Consider the following 17,931-nt stretch of genomic DNA (forward strand, 5'->3'; position numbering starts at 1 on the left):
GCAGTAAATGCCAACCTTTGCGAGCTATGTCATACCATAAAACATAACTTCTTAGTGGTCGTGATCGTCAGTTTCTTCTGCAATACCTAACCAAGTGATAGCGCTTGGTGCAAAAGTCAGTTCAAGATCACCTTCAATTTCAAGATCTTCGATATGTACTTTTAGTACGTGCTGAGCGATAGGGTCAGCAACGTAAGCAAACTCACTATTTTGTGACACAGTCATGCTGAAGTTCATGCCTTCTGGCATCGTTGTTACGTCTTCTTCAGTGATATCTACTTTACCGGCAAGTTCCCAGTGCATGTGGCCGTCGTGCTCATGGGCTTCAAGCACGTTTAAAAAGCCTAAGCTATCAAGTACTAAAAAGTGCTCACCGCTTGCTGAGAATGAGTAAGATACAGCACTTGCGCCTTCATCAAGTTGCCACTCAAGTACTTCCATTTCAGCTTCACTTGGGTTGATACTTACAAATACACCCGATGCAATTGCAATAAAGCTTTCACTACCTTCATGGCCATATAATGTGCCAATACGTGTATCACCTAGCGCATCTATATTGGCGATTTTTTCTGCATGATATTCATCATCATGCTGGTGGGCTACCAGTACACCGTCACCACAACCAAATGCTACATAATCATGGTTTTGCGCTGCACCGTGTAAATCTGGGCAAGTAACTTCAAATGTTTGTTCAAGCTCATATTCACCGTCATGAAGGTGGAAAACACCCACTTGATCCGGCAGGATTTTAGCGTTTGAAGTGCTTTCGCTATCAGCACGACGTAATGTTGCAACTAGGTGCTCGCCACGAGGCTCTGCAACACCGTGCATATTGATGTCGTACTGAATACCTGCAAGCGTCTCTGTTTCGTTTGTAATATCGTTATCAGTTAACACTTCTACTGAGGCAACTGTACCTGCGTCGGCATTACCATCGTAAAACACGGCCATTTGGCCATCATGTTTAACGATGTGAGTAGGGCGGCTGCCCGTTGTTAGCTCGTAGTCACTAAATGCAGGGCCTTGTTTATAGTCATGTAAATGCTCGCCATGATCTTCACGCCATAAACCGCCATCGATAAAACCTAAGTAATCTTGGTTACGGTTAGCAATAACCGCATAACGGTAGCTTGGTGAAACATTTAGTGAGCTTGATTCATGAGTAAGCGAAAACGTTTCTAGTAACGAGTCGTCATCTAAATCAAAAATATTCGCTTCGTTGCTATCTGCTGCTAAAACCGCTAAACGACCCATTGAGTCAATGGTATAGCCATCGTCATGATCGTGATCATGGTCATCACCACCGTCGTCTGGAACCTCGATAGGGTCTTTCTCAACAATATTTGTTTCTGCATCACCACATGCGGTGATCAGGGTGCTACTAATTGCCAGTGCCAATAGTTTTAATCTAAATAAGTGTGTCATGTAGGTTTCCTTTATTTGTAATTTTGTTTTAGAAGTAGCCGCGAACACCAAGCGCAAAACTGCGCCCAGGACGTGGTGCAATATCTTTTAAGAATGAGCTATGAACGCGGGCTTCTGTGTCCGTTAAATTTGTGCCTTTTAAATAAAGCGATAGGTCTTGGTTCAATACCGATAAGTCATAAGAAATACTGGCATCAACAAGGGTATAGCCGTCTGTTGTGGTTTCTTGTTGTGCTATGCGGTCTTGCTCTTGGTAGCGCGTAACGTGAATATTTGCCGTTAAGTTTTCGGTTTGATAGCTAAACTCAGTACCAAAACGCAGTGGTGGAGTACGCGGTAAATCTCCGCCGTCTTTCAGACGCGCGCGGACATAATCAGAGAATAAGTCGACTTTAAATTCGTCGGTTAACTGCCAAGCAACTTGCGCTTCAAAACCATGTAAAACCACGTCGTCTGTTTTAAATAAATAAACCGGTAGTTCAGATGAATGATCGTGCTCATCTTCGTGAGCATGTTCATCGCCATGGTCGTGATCATGGCCACTTTCTGCGTATAGGCCTGTGTTGACCTGGTAATAATAGTTATCTACTTGGTTGTAAAAGGCATTGAAGATAAAGCCAATATCACCTTCGGTTTTACGGAATGTCAGGTCGATATTATTTGCTGTTTCTAAGTCGATAGCCTCTTCTGATAGCTCAAAATGACCATCATGAGTATCGAATAGCGCACCAACTTCATAAGTTGCAGTACCAATGTGTGGGCCGAAAGATAACAGCTCAGAAGCAGATGGAGCACGTTCAGAACGCGATACCGATAAACCTAGGTTATAACCCGGTGTAAAATCCCATACCACCCCTGTTGATAAACTTACTGGTGTAAACTCTTGGGCGACATCAAATACACGTGTGTAGTTTGATTCTTCGTGTCCATGATCATGACCGTGGTCGTGCTCATCACCGTCTTCATCATGTGCATGGGCGCCAATGTCTGGTAAAAGCACATTGTTAGCATCAATAGTAACTCGCTCAACACGGCCACCTAATTGCACTAAAAAATCGCCAAAATGCTTTTCTTCCATAATTGCAAAAGCAATACTTTCAGTAACCGACGGAGGAGTGAAGGCTTCAGAGCCTTGTGCTTCTACATCACTTTTTTTGTAATGAAAGCTAACGCCACCATTCCACTCATCAAATTGGCTATGCAGAATGTCAACGCGCAGCTCATTGGTTTCGTTTTTGAAGGTTGTGCCTACTACGCCGTGTTCTATTTCAGCGTGTTCGTAGTCAGTGTGGCCCGCACGTAAGTTAATTTTGCTTAGCCATTCACTGTCGATATTGTATTCACCAAGCAGCTGAACTTTGGTTTGTTCAAGATCAGCAAAAACGGCTTCTTCTTCGCTGTGCTCCTCTTCATGGTCATGTCCTTCATGCTCTTCTTCTTCACCATGAGTATGGCCAGGAATACCGTATTGGCGGTTAAACTGCTCAACCGCAACACCAAGGTAACCTTGCTCAAATAAATAGCTAGTGCCTAAAGTAAAGCCATCTGAGTCTTCATTACTGTTTTCTACTACGTACTTTGAGCTGCGCTCTGTTTCGTCAATATCGGCGGCAACAGGTACTTCGTAATCGTCTGATTCACGCCAGAATGCATCAGCATAAAAGGCAAATGACTCTGTCCCTGTGGTGGCATTAAACGAAGCAACTTTTTGCTCATCTACAGAGTTATGTTCTAGGTTCCATTCACCACGTGTTGTGCTGTCTGTTGGTACTCGACTATCAACTACGTTGACGACACCACCAATTGCACCGCTGCCATAAAAAAGAGTTGCTGGGCCACGTAATACTTCAATTTGCTGCGCTGTTGATGCTTCCGATGCCACTGAGTGATCAGGGCCAACACGTGACACATCACTTACATCTAAGCCATTTTGCGTAATTAAAACACGTGGGCCGCTCAAACCACGGATCACAGGCGTACTGGCAACCTTGGCATGAAAGTTTGTGTTAACGCCCGGTAGTTTTTCGAGGCTATCGCCAAGCGTTGATGCTTGTTGGCGTCTTAATTGTTCGCCAGATAACACACTAACAGGTGAGGCAGATTCCATTGCCGACATATGAATCGGCGTTGCTTCAACATCAATCACTTCAATCGGTGAGCGCTTTAGATTAAAGGTTGCGCTGTGGTCTTGGTCATTGGCAAGTGTGATATCTCGATGTAAGTGAGCATAACCTGGCGCTGAAATATGCAGCTCTTTTAAGCCGTTATTTAAGCCGCTGATTTCAAACTCACCTTTGTCGTTAGTTGTTACTTTTTGATCAGAGCCTTCAAGGTCAACTGTGGCATTTGCAACCGCTTTACCTTGGTTATTTAACACAACGCCTTTGATTGATTGCGCCAAGACACTGGCTGGTAATAACGTCGCTATGACGACAGCTATTTTTGATATGTTATTCATTAGTTACCACTCTTTTAGTACGTTATAATGTATCAATTGTGCTTTAATTGTTATAATGTATCAAGTGTGAATCGATGAATGAGTTTTATTCTTTTTTGTAACAGCATATTTATAGTGAGGTAAATGGAGTGGTTCGGGTTATGAAAGCAGCAAAGTTGGCAGTGATATGCTTTATGGTTGGATGTATTTTTTCAGCTCAAGGGCATCAACACCATCATCATTCACATGGTGAGGGAGTGCTTTTTGTGGTTCATGATCAAGACAAATGGCAGGTTAAGTTCATTTTACCGGCTGGAGATATTTTTGGCTTTGAGCATCAGCCCGAGACAGCTGAGCAAAAGCAAACTATTAAAAAAACATTAGCCAAATTAGAAAATTCACAGCAGCTAGTGACATTTAACGGCGAATGTAAGCTTATTCATGCTAAATTTGAAAACCCATTTGAGCATCACACTCATCATTCACATCAAGACCTTGAAGTTGAATACTCGTTTAGCTGCGATAAGCCCGTTTCTAAAGTCACTGTGACTTTATTTACATGGGCTGAAGCCATATCTGTTATCGAAGCGCAGTGGATCACAGAGCAAGCGCAAGGGATAGCAGAGCTGACAGCTACAAAACCTTATATTGAGTGGCCGCTATGAATAAACAGCGATTAACCAGCACACTTAATAAAGCAAAGCAGGTTTGCCTTGAGCATGGCAGAAAATTCACCATTCAGCGCAAGCAAATACTGCAAATTTTACTAACCACAGACGTGCCGCTATCAGCATACGAGTTGGCCAGTTGCTACAAGCTGCGCACAAGCTCTAGTGTATCTGTTATGTCTGTTTATCGAATCTTGAGCTTTTTGGAGTCGATAAACCTTGTTCGCAGGCTTAATAGTGCTAACAAATATATTGCTTACGGTACCGACAGTGAGGTTTTTAAGCGTGAGATTTCTTTGTTTTTGATTTGCCGTCATTGCCAAAAAGTTGAGACTTTAGCGGTTTCACAAAGTGATGTTGCAAAGCTTTTCCCTCACTTTGCTGATGTGGGCTTTACCTCACAAACAAAGCAATTTGAAATGATGGGGGTATGTAGTGAGTGCCAAGCTAAACTTGCTTGATGCACTTTTTATAATTCATGTGTTCTATTTTTTAGGAATTTTTCAGTGAAATTACAATTAATGATGGATAAGTTTGCCATCGGGTTATCAGCTATGTGTGCGATTCACTGCTTAGCTGTGCCAGTATTATTAGTTTTATTACCAAGTGCCGCTGCACTGGGTTTAGGTAACGAGCAATTTCATTTTTGGATGTTGGCAGCAGTGTTGCCAAGTAGCTTATTAGCGCTATTTTTAGGGTGTAAAAAACATAAACGATATCAATTATTTATACTGGGGGTTGTGGGTCTTGCTCTATTATTGTCGGCTGTAGTATTAGGCGAAAATATCATTGGTGAAGCTGGTGAGAAAGTGCTGACCTTATTAGGGTCGTTATTTGTAATTGCAGGGCATTGGCTTAACTTTCGCTTATGTAATACAAAAGTAGATGAACACTGCCCTTGTCCTAGCGAACAGCGATAGGTTGCAGAATAAAATTGAGTAATGAGTGTTTAACTGATGACTTTAATTGGAGAGCTTTTTAATAGTCAGATACTTGAATTAGTGTTGATGATAACGATTGCAGCGGTGATCACCGCCTTTATTCCCGCAATAGAAGCTTATAAGCAGGCCCTACATACAAGCTTGTCGGCCAATAAGTGATTGACCAACACGCTTGTTCAGTAAAACTGATTTACTTGTAGAATACTTCTACAGTCCCTTTTACTTTTAATAGTAAAGGTTGGCCGCGGCGATCAAGCGCTTTTGGTGAAGCGATTTTGATCCAGCCTTCGCTGATATTGTATTCTTCAACGTCAAAACGCTCTTTGCCGTTAAGTTTTACACCAATTTCATGCTCGAAAACTTCTTCCACATAAAATTTACTACGTGGGTTGATAGAAAGTTGGTTTGGTAATTCTGGTTTTTGTGTATCAGTCATAGTCGCGATCTGCATTGAATAAATTGTGCGCCATTGTAGGCAATAGCTGGCATTGGCTCAAGTATCTACATGGCAATTTTATTGTTTACTCGCAGGCTTGTTCTGAATGCTCTTCACGCATGGCTATGGCTTCACTCTTTTGTCGAAGTCGTGTGTTAAGCAGTAGTCAAAATGACGGGTTAAAAATTAGCAATAAAATGCATTGTTATACTATAACCCATTTTTTATTTATGTTATTTTATAACAAATCATTTTGCTTAATTTCTACAATCAGACCTTATGAAGTACTCAACACTAAGTTTAGCTTTAGCTGCGACGTTTGCAGCGAATACCCATGCAGCTGATAACAGCGATATCGAAACAATCACCATTGAACACAAACAGGCGTTTCGTGGTGATATTCCAACAAAAGATTTACCGCAGTCGATCACCACATTAAGTAAAGACATGATGACTGATAACGGTATTACTAAGTTTCGTGATGCACTGGATTTTTCTGCCAGCATTACTCGCAAGAATAATGGTGGCGCGCTGTGGGATAGCTATTCAATCCGTGGTTTATCAGGTAACGAAAATATGCCGTCTGGGTATTTAGTTAACGGCTTTAGTGGTGGTCGCGGTTTTGCAGGTCCGCGTGATGTATCAAATATTGAATACATTGAAGTATTAAAAGGACCTGGCTCAGCACTCTATGGCCGCTCAGAGCCGGGCGGTACCGTAAACATTATTACTAAAAAGCCACAGTTTTATCAGCAAGGGCAACTTCAAGCTGAGTTCGGTAGCGATGATCACAAGCGTATTCAAGGTGATTTCACTAACGGTCTAAGCGATGATTTAGCGTTTCGTATTAATGGTGCATGGCAAGATAGCGACAGCTTCAGAGACTATGTACACCACGACAAGTTCGTGATTACGCCTTCGCTTTATTATCAAATCAACGATAACTCATCGCTGACTTATGAGTTTGAGTATGTTGACCAACAGCAAATGTATGACCGCGGTATTGTGGTGCTAAATGGTGATTTTGATACCGTACCTGAGTCACGCTTTTTAGGTAACCCAAATGATGCTCCAACCAAGGTGCATTCACGTGGTCATCAATTAAATTACAGCAATGATCTAAACCAAGATTGGAGCTTGTTATTAGGTGCGAGTTACCGTACTGCAACGTTAACGGGTTATTCGTCAGATGCTGAGCTGTCACCATCGCGCCAGTCATTATTTGATGATGGCAGAACCTTAACTCGCCAACACAGATACCGTGACTATGAATCTGATGATTTATCGTTGCGCTTTGAATTAAGCGGTCACTTTGATGTTGCCGGTATTACTAACCATGTACTGATTGGTGTTGATGGTTACGACTATGAGCTGCGCACTGGGCTTTATCGCTACCGTGGTGGTAATGGCACTTACACCATTGATATTTATGAGCCAGAGTACAGCACTACTGAAGGCCCTGAAGTGGGCATGCAGTACGAAAATAACGAACAGCAAAATGCGTACGGTATTTATCTGCAAGATCAGCTCGATCTAACCGATAACTTAAAAGTGATGTTAGGTCTGCGTTTTGATGAAATTGAACAAGATATTTTTGAAACTAAGTCTGGTGTTGCATCAAACAGCAAAGAAAATCGCATTAGTCCACGTTTTGGTGTGGTTTACGCACTTAATGACGACGTTAACCTTTACTCAAGCTATTCAGAAGGCTTTTTACCACTGAGCGGCACCGATGCCGAAGGTAATCCATTCGGTTTTGAAGAAAGTGACTCGTTTGAAGTGGGTATTAAATTTAGCTACGCCAATATCAGCGGTACGCTTGCTTATTTTGATGCGAGCAAGAGCAACATGCTGGTGGCAGATCCAGTAAATGTGGGTTATTCAACACCTGTAGGTAAAGCAAATAGCACAGGCTTTGAGTTAGATTTAACAGGTTCATTGGGTGACAATACCGAGTACACCCTATCTTATGCCTATGTGGATGCCGAGACTGCAACAGACAGCCTAAATGTTGATTGGTTAGTGCCAATTCCTAAGGGCAGTCCACTTGTGAACGTACCAAAGAATAACCTTTCGATTGGCTTAAACCATGATCTGAGTGTATTCGCACAAGAAATAAAGATTGGTGGTCATTATCAATATGTGTCTGACCGTTTAGGCGACCCAGCTGATCTCACCTTCCGATTACCGAGTTACCAAACGGTTGGTTTATTTGCTAAATGGCGAGCGACAGAACGTACGACAGTATCACTGAATGTCGATAACGTGTTTGATGAGCAGTATATTGCCAGTTCTTACAATGCATTGTGGGCCTACCCGGGTGCGCCGACGCAATTTAAACTTGGCGTAAGTTATGACTTCTGAGCAAGTTAAAAGCCGTATTCATAGTATCGACATCATGCGTGGTGTCGTTATTCTGCTGATGTTACTTGATCATGTGCGAGAGCGGTTTTTCTTGCACATGCAGGTGGCCGATCCCATGGTGGTTGATACCACTTCGCCAGGGCTTTTTTGGAGCCGCTTTGCTGCACACTTTTGTGCGCCAACCTTTATCTTCTTAACTGGTTTGTCGGCGTGGCTTTATAGTCATCCCGCAAGTGGCGTAGCGCGCTCAGCACGCAGCTTTTTAATCAAGCGAGGGCTTTTTTTAATCGCCCTTGAAGTGACCCTAATTTGTTTTTCGTGGATGGGTTACTACCACACCATTTGGCTACAAGTGATGTGGGCGATAGGTCTTTGTATGCTGGTGTTAGCAGCATTGATTAAGCTGCCACGCAACCTATTGCTGGTGCTTGGTTTAGTTATTGTATTTGGCCATAACTTACTGACGCCAATCAGCTTTACGCCCGATGAGTTTGGTTACTCGCTGTGGACGATTTTGCATGATCGAGGCTATCTATCACAAGGTGGTTTAATCGACGTCAAAATTAGCTACCCAGTGCTGCCTTGGATTGGCGTAATTTTGTTGGGTTACTGTGCAGGTCCTTTATATGCGCATACTCAATCGGCGGATTCACGTAAACGAGCATTGCTGCTGTTAGCGCTGTTATGTGTGGGGTTATTTGCGCTGCTGCGTGGGTTTAATATCTATGGTGAAACCTTGCCATGGCAAACGTTTAGCACCACAACCGAAACCATGATGTCGGTGTTTAATGTGACTAAGTACCCACCGTCACTGAGCTTTTTGTTGATCACGTTAGCAGGCATGTTTGTAGGCTTGTGGTTATTTGAAAGACCACTCAACCGCTTTACTAATGCGCTACGTGTATATGGCTCTGTGCCTATGTTCTTTTATATTTTCCACCTCTATGTACTGCTATTTATGTATCAAATAGGCATGCTGATCTGGGGGGCAAATCAAGGACAATATTTAGGAGTCAGTGATATATCCGGTATTTGGTTTATTACTTTATTGTTGGCAATAGGGCTATATTGGCCAACCAAGAAGTTTAGTGAATACAAGCGTAAGGCTAACAAGCCTTGGTTAAAGTATTTATAACGAAAAATGCCGATATGTTAAACATATCGGCATTACTTAACTATCCTAATTAACTCGTCCTTAGTTAATCTGAGATCTTTTACGACGAAGTGCCATCAGTGGTGCAACTGCTAGTAGTAACCAGCCGAATGAACCGCTTGATGATTTCTTGTCTTTTTCAATTTCTGTCTCTGGGATTACTGCCTCAGGGAAAGTACAGCTACCATTGTCAGTATTGGCGTTTTCATCATAGTTAGTTGCTGAGCTGTCAGTACAGCCAAGCTCTTCACCATCAGACATCACTGATAATACAAATGAGCTCATTGCTGCATCAGTTGGGTTAACGTTGTCGCTAACCTTTACTGTTACATCAATATCACCATGGAAGTGCGCCGCAGGTGTAATAGTCACAGTGCTACCTGAAGTGTGACCAGATACTTCATAAGTGAAGTTTTCACCTAACACCTCGATTTGGTTGCTCACTTGGTTTTCGTCAGCATAAAGCACGTCAAAACTAATCGTTTCGTTCTCTGCCACCGACATATCAGTTAAGCCTGCCATTTCTAGGTTACCGATAACTTCAAGCTCAAGGGTGATGGTTTCATCATCTGCACCTTCTAAGCCGTTCACTAAGGTTAGTTGGTGAGTTTGGTTTGCTGCTTGCTCACCAATATAAGCCTGGAATTTTACGTCAAACTTAGAGATTTCAGGGCCTGTGTAGTCAAGACATACAACTAGGTCGTCGTGTAAGACTTCATCCATATTATTAAAGCCTAGCTTGTTACCGATATTTAAATCGATGGGTATGTCACCACTTATGAAGGCTCTGCCATCAGCGGCTTTTAGGCCAATAGAGCCCTGAGCATCGGCTAGATTAATATTGTCATACGCAAATAGTAGCTCATACTCACCTGGTTCATAATCAATCCCCATTCGCATAAACATCTCTACATCAATAAGTTGACCTTCGGTGTTGCTGCGTTGAATGTTATCCCATTCAAGTACTAACCACTCACGTGAAACTGTGTAAGTAGGGGTGATACCCGCATTGGCATCATAATTACCATAACCACCGTCCACACGCTCTGGGATCATGTTGTCACCAACCCAGAAAGGAGCGATAAGGTATGGCGGCGGAGGCGGCTGAGTGTAACCTTCTGGTAGGTCAACATGAAATGGTGATGTGCGACCTTGCGAACCAAATGTTACTAAGCCTGCGGGGTTGAGCTTTATAGCATCAAAGTGATACTTATTAAAAAATGGAAATGACACATCTAGATCTGTGTTCATTAGTTCTTTAAACGAGTACTCAAACTCATTGTAATATTGACCTTCAACTCCCACAAGTGTTCGCCAGCCAAGTTCTCTTAGCTCTAAATAGTGAGGATCAGGCGAATGAGCCGCGGTTAATGAGCACATTTCATCGGTGATATTGGTAGTGATATTATAATTTCGGCCTACATCTTTTGTGGTTTCTTGTATGCCTACTAACGAAAGCATATTGTTATCTAACACTGGTTCAACAGGCGTTGAGTGGGTTGCAACAAGGCTATCAGGTATAATATTGATCCCATTAGGGAATCCTGTATTGAGCGCAAATTGACGTGCTTCATCCTCATTATTGGCAATGACACTAATTTCAAAGTCGACTAAATCACCGACAAATGTTTTTTCTTTGCTCGCCGTAAAAGTAACGTCCTTATCAACTTGCTCGATGATCACAGGTACAAAACCAAGATTGCCAATATCTTCTGGATTACTACCGATATCAAAGCCACCGAAGTAGATATCTCCTACTTCCATGTCAGGTAAATTGTATGCAAGGTCAAGCTCAAAGTTATCGTAACCTGCTACGCTACTTGGTCCTGTCACAGTAAGTGAGCCATTGTCAGAGGTTGTAATTGCGGTTGCAAATGAAACTTCTATTCCTTCATCTACTTCATCGTAATCGTAATTTTGCAAGTTCATATACAGAGTAAAATATTCACCTGCTTCAGGGTCTACAATGTTACAGAAGTTAGTTAGGGTGTAGCTAGTTGACATACATAGCGTTTCTTCAAAAGACGCAATGCCATCACCATTACTATCTTTACCCATAAATACCAATACGCGAGATTGTTCATTCATAACACTGGCGCTCAGCATTTTTGCGTCTTCTGGTACAGTGGTCCACTGAATGTGGTTGTTGTTTACAGCTTCACCGTCGACATCAACACTATCAAATGGGTCGCCTGGTGTGGTGTCGTTGAATAGGTGTACTGTTTCAACCTGACCTTTTACTAAGCCGTATGACTGTGTTGTTAAGTTGCTTATTTCACCCGTGTTGAAAGGTCCTACTTTCATTGTCGCAGAGCGTCGGTGTGCGTCAATTTGAATAAATTCAGGTAAACCGGTGTCACCAGTGAAAGTCCATACAGGCATTTCTAAAATTGGTGATTCAGGGTTGCTTGAGGTCATTACGATTTGACCTTGGTTACCTGTGTAATCAACAAGTTCTTGTGGCGTTGCTTGTTGGTTTGCTTCAACTGTAACCACAATGCTTTGTGTTTCGCCTGCTTTAATATCAAAGTTGCTTGGCTCAACACTAATTTTACTATTACCAATCCAGTTTTCTGTATGAAGTGTCCAGCTTGCGTCTTCTGTCGCTGTAAAGGTTCTGATAAACGTACACTTAAAGCCACAGTCATTATCAACCATGTAAGCTGTGTTTAGTGCTTTTTCACGGCCACCTAGGCTTGGGTTTGCTGCATTCATGTTAGCAATGGTTTCATCAAGCAATAGGCCTGCTTTATCAGCACGCTCAACTTGCATTTTACCCGAACCCATTTCAGCAAGTGCTGCATCAAAGCCATCGTCTGCATAGTTGTTTAAGTATTGAGCAACTCCTAGCTGATTATTTGCAGTTAACATCAATGCAGATTGAATTTGCATTGGCGACCAGTCAGGATGAGATTGTTTTAACAATGCTGCCGCGCCTGCAACGTGTGGGCTCGCCATTGATGTACCAGACATAGATTGCCAATCTGAAGTTGCAGGATTATTTGTAAACGGTTGATCGTCTGATGATGGTGCGTAAATATCGACCCCAGGGGCTGCTACATCAACGAGTAAAGTATCAAAGCCAAAGTATGATGGACCACGACCAGAGAAATAAGCAATGCGGTCTTTATCCACTGCGTCTACGGTGCCCTCGGTTGCTTCAATGGTGCCTACGTGGCTGTCGCCTACGCTCAACCATTCTAGTAAGCTTGTACCATCAACATTTTTAATATGTATTGTAGGGATTGGGTAGGAAATAGAAGGAATAGTATAGCGATCATAAAAGGCACTTTGGTTATACACGATGAGGCCTTCAGCACCGCCTGCTTGTACATTTAATGATTTAGAATATAACGGATAAGAGCTGCGCTTACATACCACAATGACATCTTGTGCGCTTTCGTCAATAGCGGTTGCAGGATCATCAACTAAATCAAATGTACCTTCAGGGAATGGTTTGTCACAGTTAGCAAGTGCATAGCTAGAACTTTCATTCGGATTTTCAAAATCAGTCGCAGCAACAATTAAACCTGTTAACTCGTTAAAGTTGACACCAGCACCTTCAAAAGAACCAGGCGCTGAATTATCACCACCAGTTAAGTTTTTAAGTTGTTTATTGCCAAAGTTAACTTTGCTTGCAGGACTATATGCTGCAACAGTGGTAACCCAAGGAGAAGAGTGATCGGCTGTTGAATACTCAGGGCCGCTGTTACCTGCCGCTACAGCGACAAATACACCACTTTCGGCTGCATTCATGAATGCTTGCTCAATTGGATCGCTCCATGGATCTTCTTCAAGACCGCCTAATGAAGCATTAAGTACATCAACATTATCAATAGCAGCTTGTTCAACGGCGGCTAAAATAGCGCTTGTTGGACAACCTGCATAAGGGTCGCCAGAATTACCCGGCCAACATACTTGATATGAAATGATATTGGCATGGGGTGCCATACCTGATACTTGCGGGAAAGTTACATTGGTTTCTAAACCTGGTGATTGGCTTTCATACTCAGTCAGTTTGTAAGGAATATCGTATAGGATATTACCCGCTGCTGTACCAGCAACGTGTGAGCCATGGCTATGATAGTCTTCACCATTTTCTGGGCGAGTCTCTTCAAATACCGAATCCACATAAGCTGCGGTGATCTCGGGATAAGAATAAACACCAATTAGCTTGTCGTTACACAGATCAGCAAATTCAGCGGTTGCACAGTCACCTAGGTACTTGTCGCCTAGTGGGTTGGTGTGAGTGTAGCCATCGCCGCCTACTGCTGCGAATGATGGGTGATCGGTATTGATACCTGTATCTATGATACCTACAACCGTGCCTTCACCTTTGTTGCTGCTAGGATTGCTAGCACTTGCGCTCCAAAGTGCAGAAGCACCTGTTTGTTCAATGGTATTAAAGGTATTTAGGCTGTAGATTTTTGAGCGAGTGATTTTCTTCACGCCAGCCACTTTAGCTAGGCGCTTCGCTTCATCTTGTGTCATTTTGGTGGTGAAACCGTTTAATGTCACATTGAATGTGCGCTCAATATTTAGGCTTAAGCCTTGCTGGCTCATCGCAGTACTCAGTACTGACTGGCGCTTACTTGCTAGGTGATTTGCATACATTGCAATGGCAGACTGTGCCATATTCAACGTTGAGCGCGTATTTGCTTGTTGCGTCTGCATTACCACATCTTTAGTGCTCGCAAGCCCTTTAACACCACCTTGGTAAGTCGAAATAGGTGCATCGTCCAGTTGCACGATATAAGTTTGAATACCACTAATATCTTTCTCTGGTGTGAAAACGCGGCTTTGTTTTTTAACTGTGTTGTTAACCTTGTCTTCCCACAAAAATTCATTGCTAACGGTTTGCTTTGGCGCATAGCCTGCAGGCTTTTCTGGCCATGCTTGGTCATTTAGCGCAGCAGCAGACGTACCTACACCTAAGTAAAGTGCAGATGCGACCATCACTGATACTTTTTTCATATTGAACATGTGATCTAACTTCCCTCGAAGGATTATAATTATGAGCTCGCGCTAGCGGCGAACGGTTGTAATCAGTAGGGATAGTGTTGAGTTGTGACTATAACATCAATGAAATGTAAATAATTGGCACACACTGTTACAGCTTGGTACATTTTTACCGAAAAACTGCTTATCGAAACAGAATACTTGCTCTTGCTCCGCTTAAGGTTTGCGCGTTATCTAGGCTAAACTTTGCGTTATTCCACAGGCATAGCTGCTTAACGATTGATAAGCCAAGGCCAACACCTTGATAGCCTGTTTGGTGCACTGAAGCGGTTTTTGAAAATGGCTGCATAAGGCTGACGCGCTTGTGTTCTGGGATCCCCGGACCATCATCTTCAATCACTAACAAAGTGCCGTTTTTGCATTGTGAAAGCCTGATAAGAATTTGCGTTTTAGCAAAGCGAACCGCATTCCCGAGTAAGTTTTGCAATAAGCGTTGAAAGCTTTGTTTATCAACGTAAATGGCTGTTAATTCGCAGTCAAGACGAATAGCCAAAGGACAATAGCTTTGGAACTTAGTAATGCAGGGCTGTAATAGTTCGTCTGGGCAGTAGTCTTTCACTAGCAAGGCGGGTTCACATTGTTCAAGCTCGGCATAGGTTAAAAACTCTTCGACTAATAGCTCAAGTTCAATAATGTCTTGCAACACACTGTGCCGATAAGCATTGTTATCAACGACTGCTTCGAGGGCGAATTTAGCCCGTGATATAGGCGTTAAAAAGTCATGGGAAACAGCATTGATTAATTCGCGTTGGCTTTGATTCCGGTTATGAAGCGCTAATGCCATGTTATCAAAGGTATCGCCAATGCTCTTTAGCAGGCTAAAACGTGTGAAGTGCACTTGTGCTGTAAAGTCGGCGTTAGATATTTTACTACTGGCTTTGCGTAGCTTATTTAAGTCAAACAGCAGTGGACCTGTAAAAATCACCACAGCTAAGGCAAGGCTAGAGTAAAACAGTAGGCTCACTAAAGACTGATAACCCTGATCAGCAGGCTGGCTGTAGGGGCCAATGCTTAATAAGGTGTGCCTGTCATCAGCTAACTTATGAAAGTAAAGGTTGCTATTGGCATCGTTAACACTAATTACCTGACCTGCTAAAAGTGATGCCTGTAGTTGTTCACCAAGGTAAAAGTTTGCAAGAGGTGAGTGTTTAATAGCAGGATTATTGGGCGTAAGGATTAAGATGCTTTCTGCTAATTGCTGTTCTGTACTGTAGCTTGGTGGGCTTGGGAAATAGGTTTCTAGTAACCAAGCGGCACTCCCTAGACAAACTGCTAGCGTTAAATACAAATAGCAAAATAGGCGTAGCAAACTGCATTACCCCCATGCTTGTGGAGAAAAAATATATCCTTTGCCCCAAACGGTTACAATTTTTTGTGCTGGCACCGCTTCGTCACCGAGCTTTTTGCGTAAGCGGCTAATGCGGCCATCGATAGTGCGGCTTTGACCATCGTATTTACGGCCAATGGTGCCATCAAATAATTGGTCTCGACTGACCAACTGACCCGCTGATTGAGCTAGTTGGATCAGTATTTCGAACTCTGCACTGGTTAGTTCAAGTGGTTGGCTATACAAGTAAGCTTCGCGCTGAATGGTATTAATGCTTAAAGAACCAAAGCGAATGTTATGGGCGTTGTGAGTGGTACTTGTTGGCTTTACAGCTAGGCTGCGGCGAATGGTATTGTTAATTCGCGCTAATAAAATTGACGGGGAAACGGGTTTGGTTAGGTAATCATCGGCGCCTAGTTCAAGGCCAGTGATATGATCGACTTGGCTCTGCCTTGCAGTCATAAAAATAATGGGTGTATCTTGGGCTTGTTTTAGCTCTTTAAATACCTCAAAACCATCTTCTGAACCTAATCCGATATCTAGCAAAATTAAGTCGTACTTCTTGCTACTTGCTTGGTAACAAGCATGGCAACCACTGTCAAAATGTTCAATGATATAACCATGATTACTTAAATAATTAGAAACTAGCTGGGCAAGTTTTAAATCATCTTCAATGTATAAAATAGTATGCTGGCTCATCAAAAAATACTCCATGCGATATCACGACGACGTTTTTTTACGTGCTGGTGGAATAAACTAATTTCTGTGCTTTCTAAGGGTTCGAGCTGTTCGCTGAGTAGCTCTAACACAATGTTGCGATTGTTTTGCACTGTGATTGCAAAGTTCTGTCCTTGGCTTGGTTTATGGCAGAATAGTCTAATTTGTTGATCAGTAACGCGAATGCACACTGTTTTGCTGACTTCGGTGTACCAATTAATCGATACATCCATCACACAGTCTTGCTCTACCGTCACACAGTTTTCTGGTGATACTTCAATGTAGCCTGCTTTTGCGAATGTGCTGTCGATATATACGAGGCTACAGATAAGTAAAAATGAGAGAAGCTTGCTAAGTAACATCATTAGAAATTCCATGCAAAGCCAGCATAAAAAGACAGTAAGTTGCTGTCATTGATAAGGGGGCTATCGGCGATACCTGATGATAAGCGTTGGTATTTTATATCGCTTATAAATTGCCATTGTTGATTAAACTGATATTGGTAACCGGCTTTTAGATTGTATTTTTGACTAGAGTGACCTAAAAAAGGGCTAAATCCAGCGCCCATTTCTTGCAAAGCACTACCATAGTAGTAATCCACTAAACCAGCACTTAAATGCTGTAACTCTACGCCGAGCAAAACCAGATGTTGATCAAATAAAAACAAGCGCTGTGCAGACAATGCGCCTTGTAACCCTTTGTGATAGTTGGTGAGTTCCATTGACCAATACGCGCTAAAACGCCAGTTTTGCCAGTCAACGATTGCTTCAATACCGCTCATGGCCGACAGTTTACGTTTTGATATTTTAGTAATATCACCGCGGCGTTTTATCACCACTGGTGTTTCGACACCTGAACCGGGTGGTGGTGGCGTCATTGAGGGGCGACCGCTAGCTGTTCTAACCGCGGCTAATATAGCTGAATGCTTAGTAAAATATAGGCCATCCTCATTAAGTTGGGTGAATAACGACACTTGATAGTTATCGCCCCACACGGGGGTCCAAGCAAACTGAGTATTTGCAAATGAAAAGTCACCGGCAAATACCTCAATACGCGGTAGGGCATAAAGAGGAATATCGTCTTTTTTATAAACTGGGTTGGCGAGCTGACCATAGCCTAAGCTTACTCCAAGGCTTACTCCTTCATCTGCTAAATACGCAGAATCAGTGCTACTTGCCGTTGGTGAAAGGAAAAATGCACTAATTAGAAATAAAACTCGTAGCCCAAGCGAGCAACTACCTAGAACAGTCACAAATAAACAACCTAAATGAAAAGAGTATTTAACATTAAGGTGTTAATGCAGGCTTGAACAATGAAATAATGTACCAAATTGTAGCAAGGTGAAACTCGAACAAGTGTAAATTAAATGTTCTAAAATAGTTAAGTTGATATTAATTTCGTATTTTTAATGCGACTTTATTCCTGTAAGTTGTTTGTACCACTT

The 17,931-nt window shown here is 42.5% G+C and carries 14 protein-coding genes; 6 read left to right on the top strand and 8 right to left on the bottom strand.

The window, feature by feature from the left end:
• Window positions 1–51: 51 nt before the first annotated feature.
• Complete coding sequence (locus L1266_RS13645) at window positions 52–1,425, bottom strand: 5-methyltetrahydrofolate--homocysteine methyltransferase (RefSeq protein WP_235377714.1); 1,374 nt, start codon at window positions 1,423–1,425, stop codon at window positions 52–54.
• Between the two features lie 28 nt (window positions 1,426–1,453).
• A complete protein-coding gene (locus L1266_RS13650; RefSeq protein WP_235377715.1) occupies window positions 1,454–3,883 on the bottom strand; it encodes a TonB-dependent receptor in 2,430 nt (809 codons plus the stop codon).
• A 140-nt stretch (window positions 3,884–4,023) separates the two neighbouring features.
• Between L1266_RS13650 and L1266_RS13655 the strand changes: the two genes are divergently transcribed.
• From L1266_RS13655 to L1266_RS13670, 4 genes are read left to right on the top strand one after another with little or no spacing between them, the layout of a single operon-like run.
• The gene (locus L1266_RS13655) at window positions 4,024–4,527 is read left to right on the top strand and encodes a ZrgA family zinc uptake protein (protein ID WP_194442499.1); all 504 of its coding nucleotides are present in this window, start codon (window positions 4,024–4,026) and stop codon (window positions 4,525–4,527) included.
• A complete protein-coding gene (locus L1266_RS13660; protein WP_194442498.1) occupies window positions 4,524–4,991 on the top strand; it encodes a Fur family transcriptional regulator in 468 nt (155 codons plus the stop codon). Before L1266_RS13655 ends, L1266_RS13660 begins: the two co-directional genes overlap by 4 nt.
• Window positions 4,992–5,036: 45 nt before the next feature.
• Window positions 5,037–5,450 carry a MerC domain-containing protein gene (locus tag L1266_RS13665; protein WP_235377716.1) on the top strand — a complete coding sequence of 138 codons (414 nt, stop codon included), beginning with the start codon at window positions 5,037–5,039 and terminating at the stop codon, window positions 5,448–5,450.
• Between the two features lie 36 nt (window positions 5,451–5,486).
• Window positions 5,487–5,630 (top strand): hypothetical protein, encoded by a 144-nt coding sequence (locus L1266_RS13670; RefSeq protein WP_235374010.1) that lies wholly within the window; start codon window positions 5,487–5,489, stop codon window positions 5,628–5,630.
• A gap of 31 nt (window positions 5,631–5,661) precedes the next feature.
• On the opposite strand, the gene L1266_RS13675 is transcribed toward L1266_RS13670, so the two are convergent.
• Window positions 5,662–5,907, bottom strand: a complete 246-nt coding sequence (locus tag L1266_RS13675) for a DUF3297 family protein (protein WP_171040424.1) — start codon at window positions 5,905–5,907, stop codon at window positions 5,662–5,664.
• Between the two features lie 279 nt (window positions 5,908–6,186).
• Here L1266_RS13675 and L1266_RS13680 point away from each other — a divergent pair, with 279 nt between their 5' ends.
• Both L1266_RS13680 and L1266_RS13685 read left to right on the top strand, forming a co-directional pair.
• Complete coding sequence (locus L1266_RS13680; protein WP_235377717.1) at window positions 6,187–8,271, top strand: TonB-dependent siderophore receptor; 2,085 nt, start codon at window positions 6,187–6,189, stop codon at window positions 8,269–8,271.
• Window positions 8,261–9,406, top strand: a complete 1,146-nt coding sequence (locus L1266_RS13685; protein WP_235377718.1) for a DUF1624 domain-containing protein — start codon at window positions 8,261–8,263, stop codon at window positions 9,404–9,406. Before L1266_RS13680 ends, L1266_RS13685 begins: the two co-directional genes overlap by 11 nt.
• Window positions 9,407–9,466: 60 nt before the next feature.
• Here L1266_RS13685 and L1266_RS22420 read toward each other — a convergent pair whose 3' ends face one another.
• From L1266_RS22420 to L1266_RS13720, 5 genes are all read right to left on the bottom strand, one after another.
• Window positions 9,467–14,407: a S8 family serine peptidase gene (locus L1266_RS22420; protein ID WP_328260426.1), complete on the bottom strand. Its 4,941-nt coding sequence runs from the start codon at window positions 14,405–14,407 to the stop codon at window positions 9,467–9,469.
• A 160-nt stretch (window positions 14,408–14,567) separates the two neighbouring features.
• Complete coding sequence (locus L1266_RS13705; protein ID WP_235377719.1) at window positions 14,568–15,752, bottom strand: ATP-binding protein; 1,185 nt, start codon at window positions 15,750–15,752, stop codon at window positions 14,568–14,570.
• 6 nt (window positions 15,753–15,758) lie between these two features.
• Window positions 15,759–16,469, bottom strand: coding sequence for a response regulator transcription factor (locus L1266_RS13710; RefSeq protein ID WP_054552263.1), 711 nt, complete (start codon window positions 16,467–16,469; stop codon window positions 15,759–15,761).
• Window positions 16,469–16,852 carry a DUF3019 domain-containing protein gene (locus L1266_RS13715; RefSeq protein WP_054552264.1) on the bottom strand — a complete coding sequence of 128 codons (384 nt, stop codon included), beginning with the start codon at window positions 16,850–16,852 and terminating at the stop codon, window positions 16,469–16,471. The genes L1266_RS13710 and L1266_RS13715 overlap by 1 nt, the downstream gene beginning before the upstream one ends.
• Window positions 16,852–17,739 (bottom strand): MipA/OmpV family protein, encoded by an 888-nt coding sequence (locus L1266_RS13720; RefSeq protein WP_235377720.1) that lies wholly within the window; start codon window positions 17,737–17,739, stop codon window positions 16,852–16,854. Before L1266_RS13720 ends, L1266_RS13715 begins: the two co-directional genes overlap by 1 nt.
• Window positions 17,740–17,931 lie beyond the last annotated feature (192 nt).

Source organism: Pseudoalteromonas sp. Cn5-37 (assembly GCF_021532495.1).
In the GTDB taxonomy this organism is placed as follows: Bacteria; Pseudomonadota; Gammaproteobacteria; order Enterobacterales; family Alteromonadaceae; genus Pseudoalteromonas; species Pseudoalteromonas simplex.

Coding starts and splice junctions, on each gene's coding strand:
- L1266_RS13645 (WP_235377714.1), bottom strand. CDS start 1,425: ATGACACACTTATTTAGATTAAAACTATTGGCACTGGCAATTAGTAGC.
- L1266_RS13650 (WP_235377715.1), bottom strand. CDS start 3,883: ATGAATAACATATCAAAAATAGCTGTCGTCATAGCGACGTTATTACCA.
- L1266_RS13655 (WP_194442499.1), top strand. CDS start 4,024: ATGAAAGCAGCAAAGTTGGCAGTGATATGCTTTATGGTTGGATGTATT.
- L1266_RS13660 (WP_194442498.1), top strand. CDS start 4,524: ATGAATAAACAGCGATTAACCAGCACACTTAATAAAGCAAAGCAGGTT.
- L1266_RS13670 (WP_235374010.1), top strand. CDS start 5,487: ATGACTTTAATTGGAGAGCTTTTTAATAGTCAGATACTTGAATTAGTG.
- L1266_RS13675 (WP_171040424.1), bottom strand. CDS start 5,907: ATGACTGATACACAAAAACCAGAATTACCAAACCAACTTTCTATCAAC.
- L1266_RS13680 (WP_235377717.1), top strand. CDS start 6,187: ATGAAGTACTCAACACTAAGTTTAGCTTTAGCTGCGACGTTTGCAGCG.
- L1266_RS13685 (WP_235377718.1), top strand. CDS start 8,261: ATGACTTCTGAGCAAGTTAAAAGCCGTATTCATAGTATCGACATCATG.
- L1266_RS22420 (WP_328260426.1), bottom strand. CDS start 14,407: ATGTTCAATATGAAAAAAGTATCAGTGATGGTCGCATCTGCACTTTAC.
- L1266_RS13710 (WP_054552263.1), bottom strand. CDS start 16,469: ATGAGCCAGCATACTATTTTATACATTGAAGATGATTTAAAACTTGCC.
- L1266_RS13715 (WP_054552264.1), bottom strand. CDS start 16,852: ATGATGTTACTTAGCAAGCTTCTCTCATTTTTACTTATCTGTAGCCTC.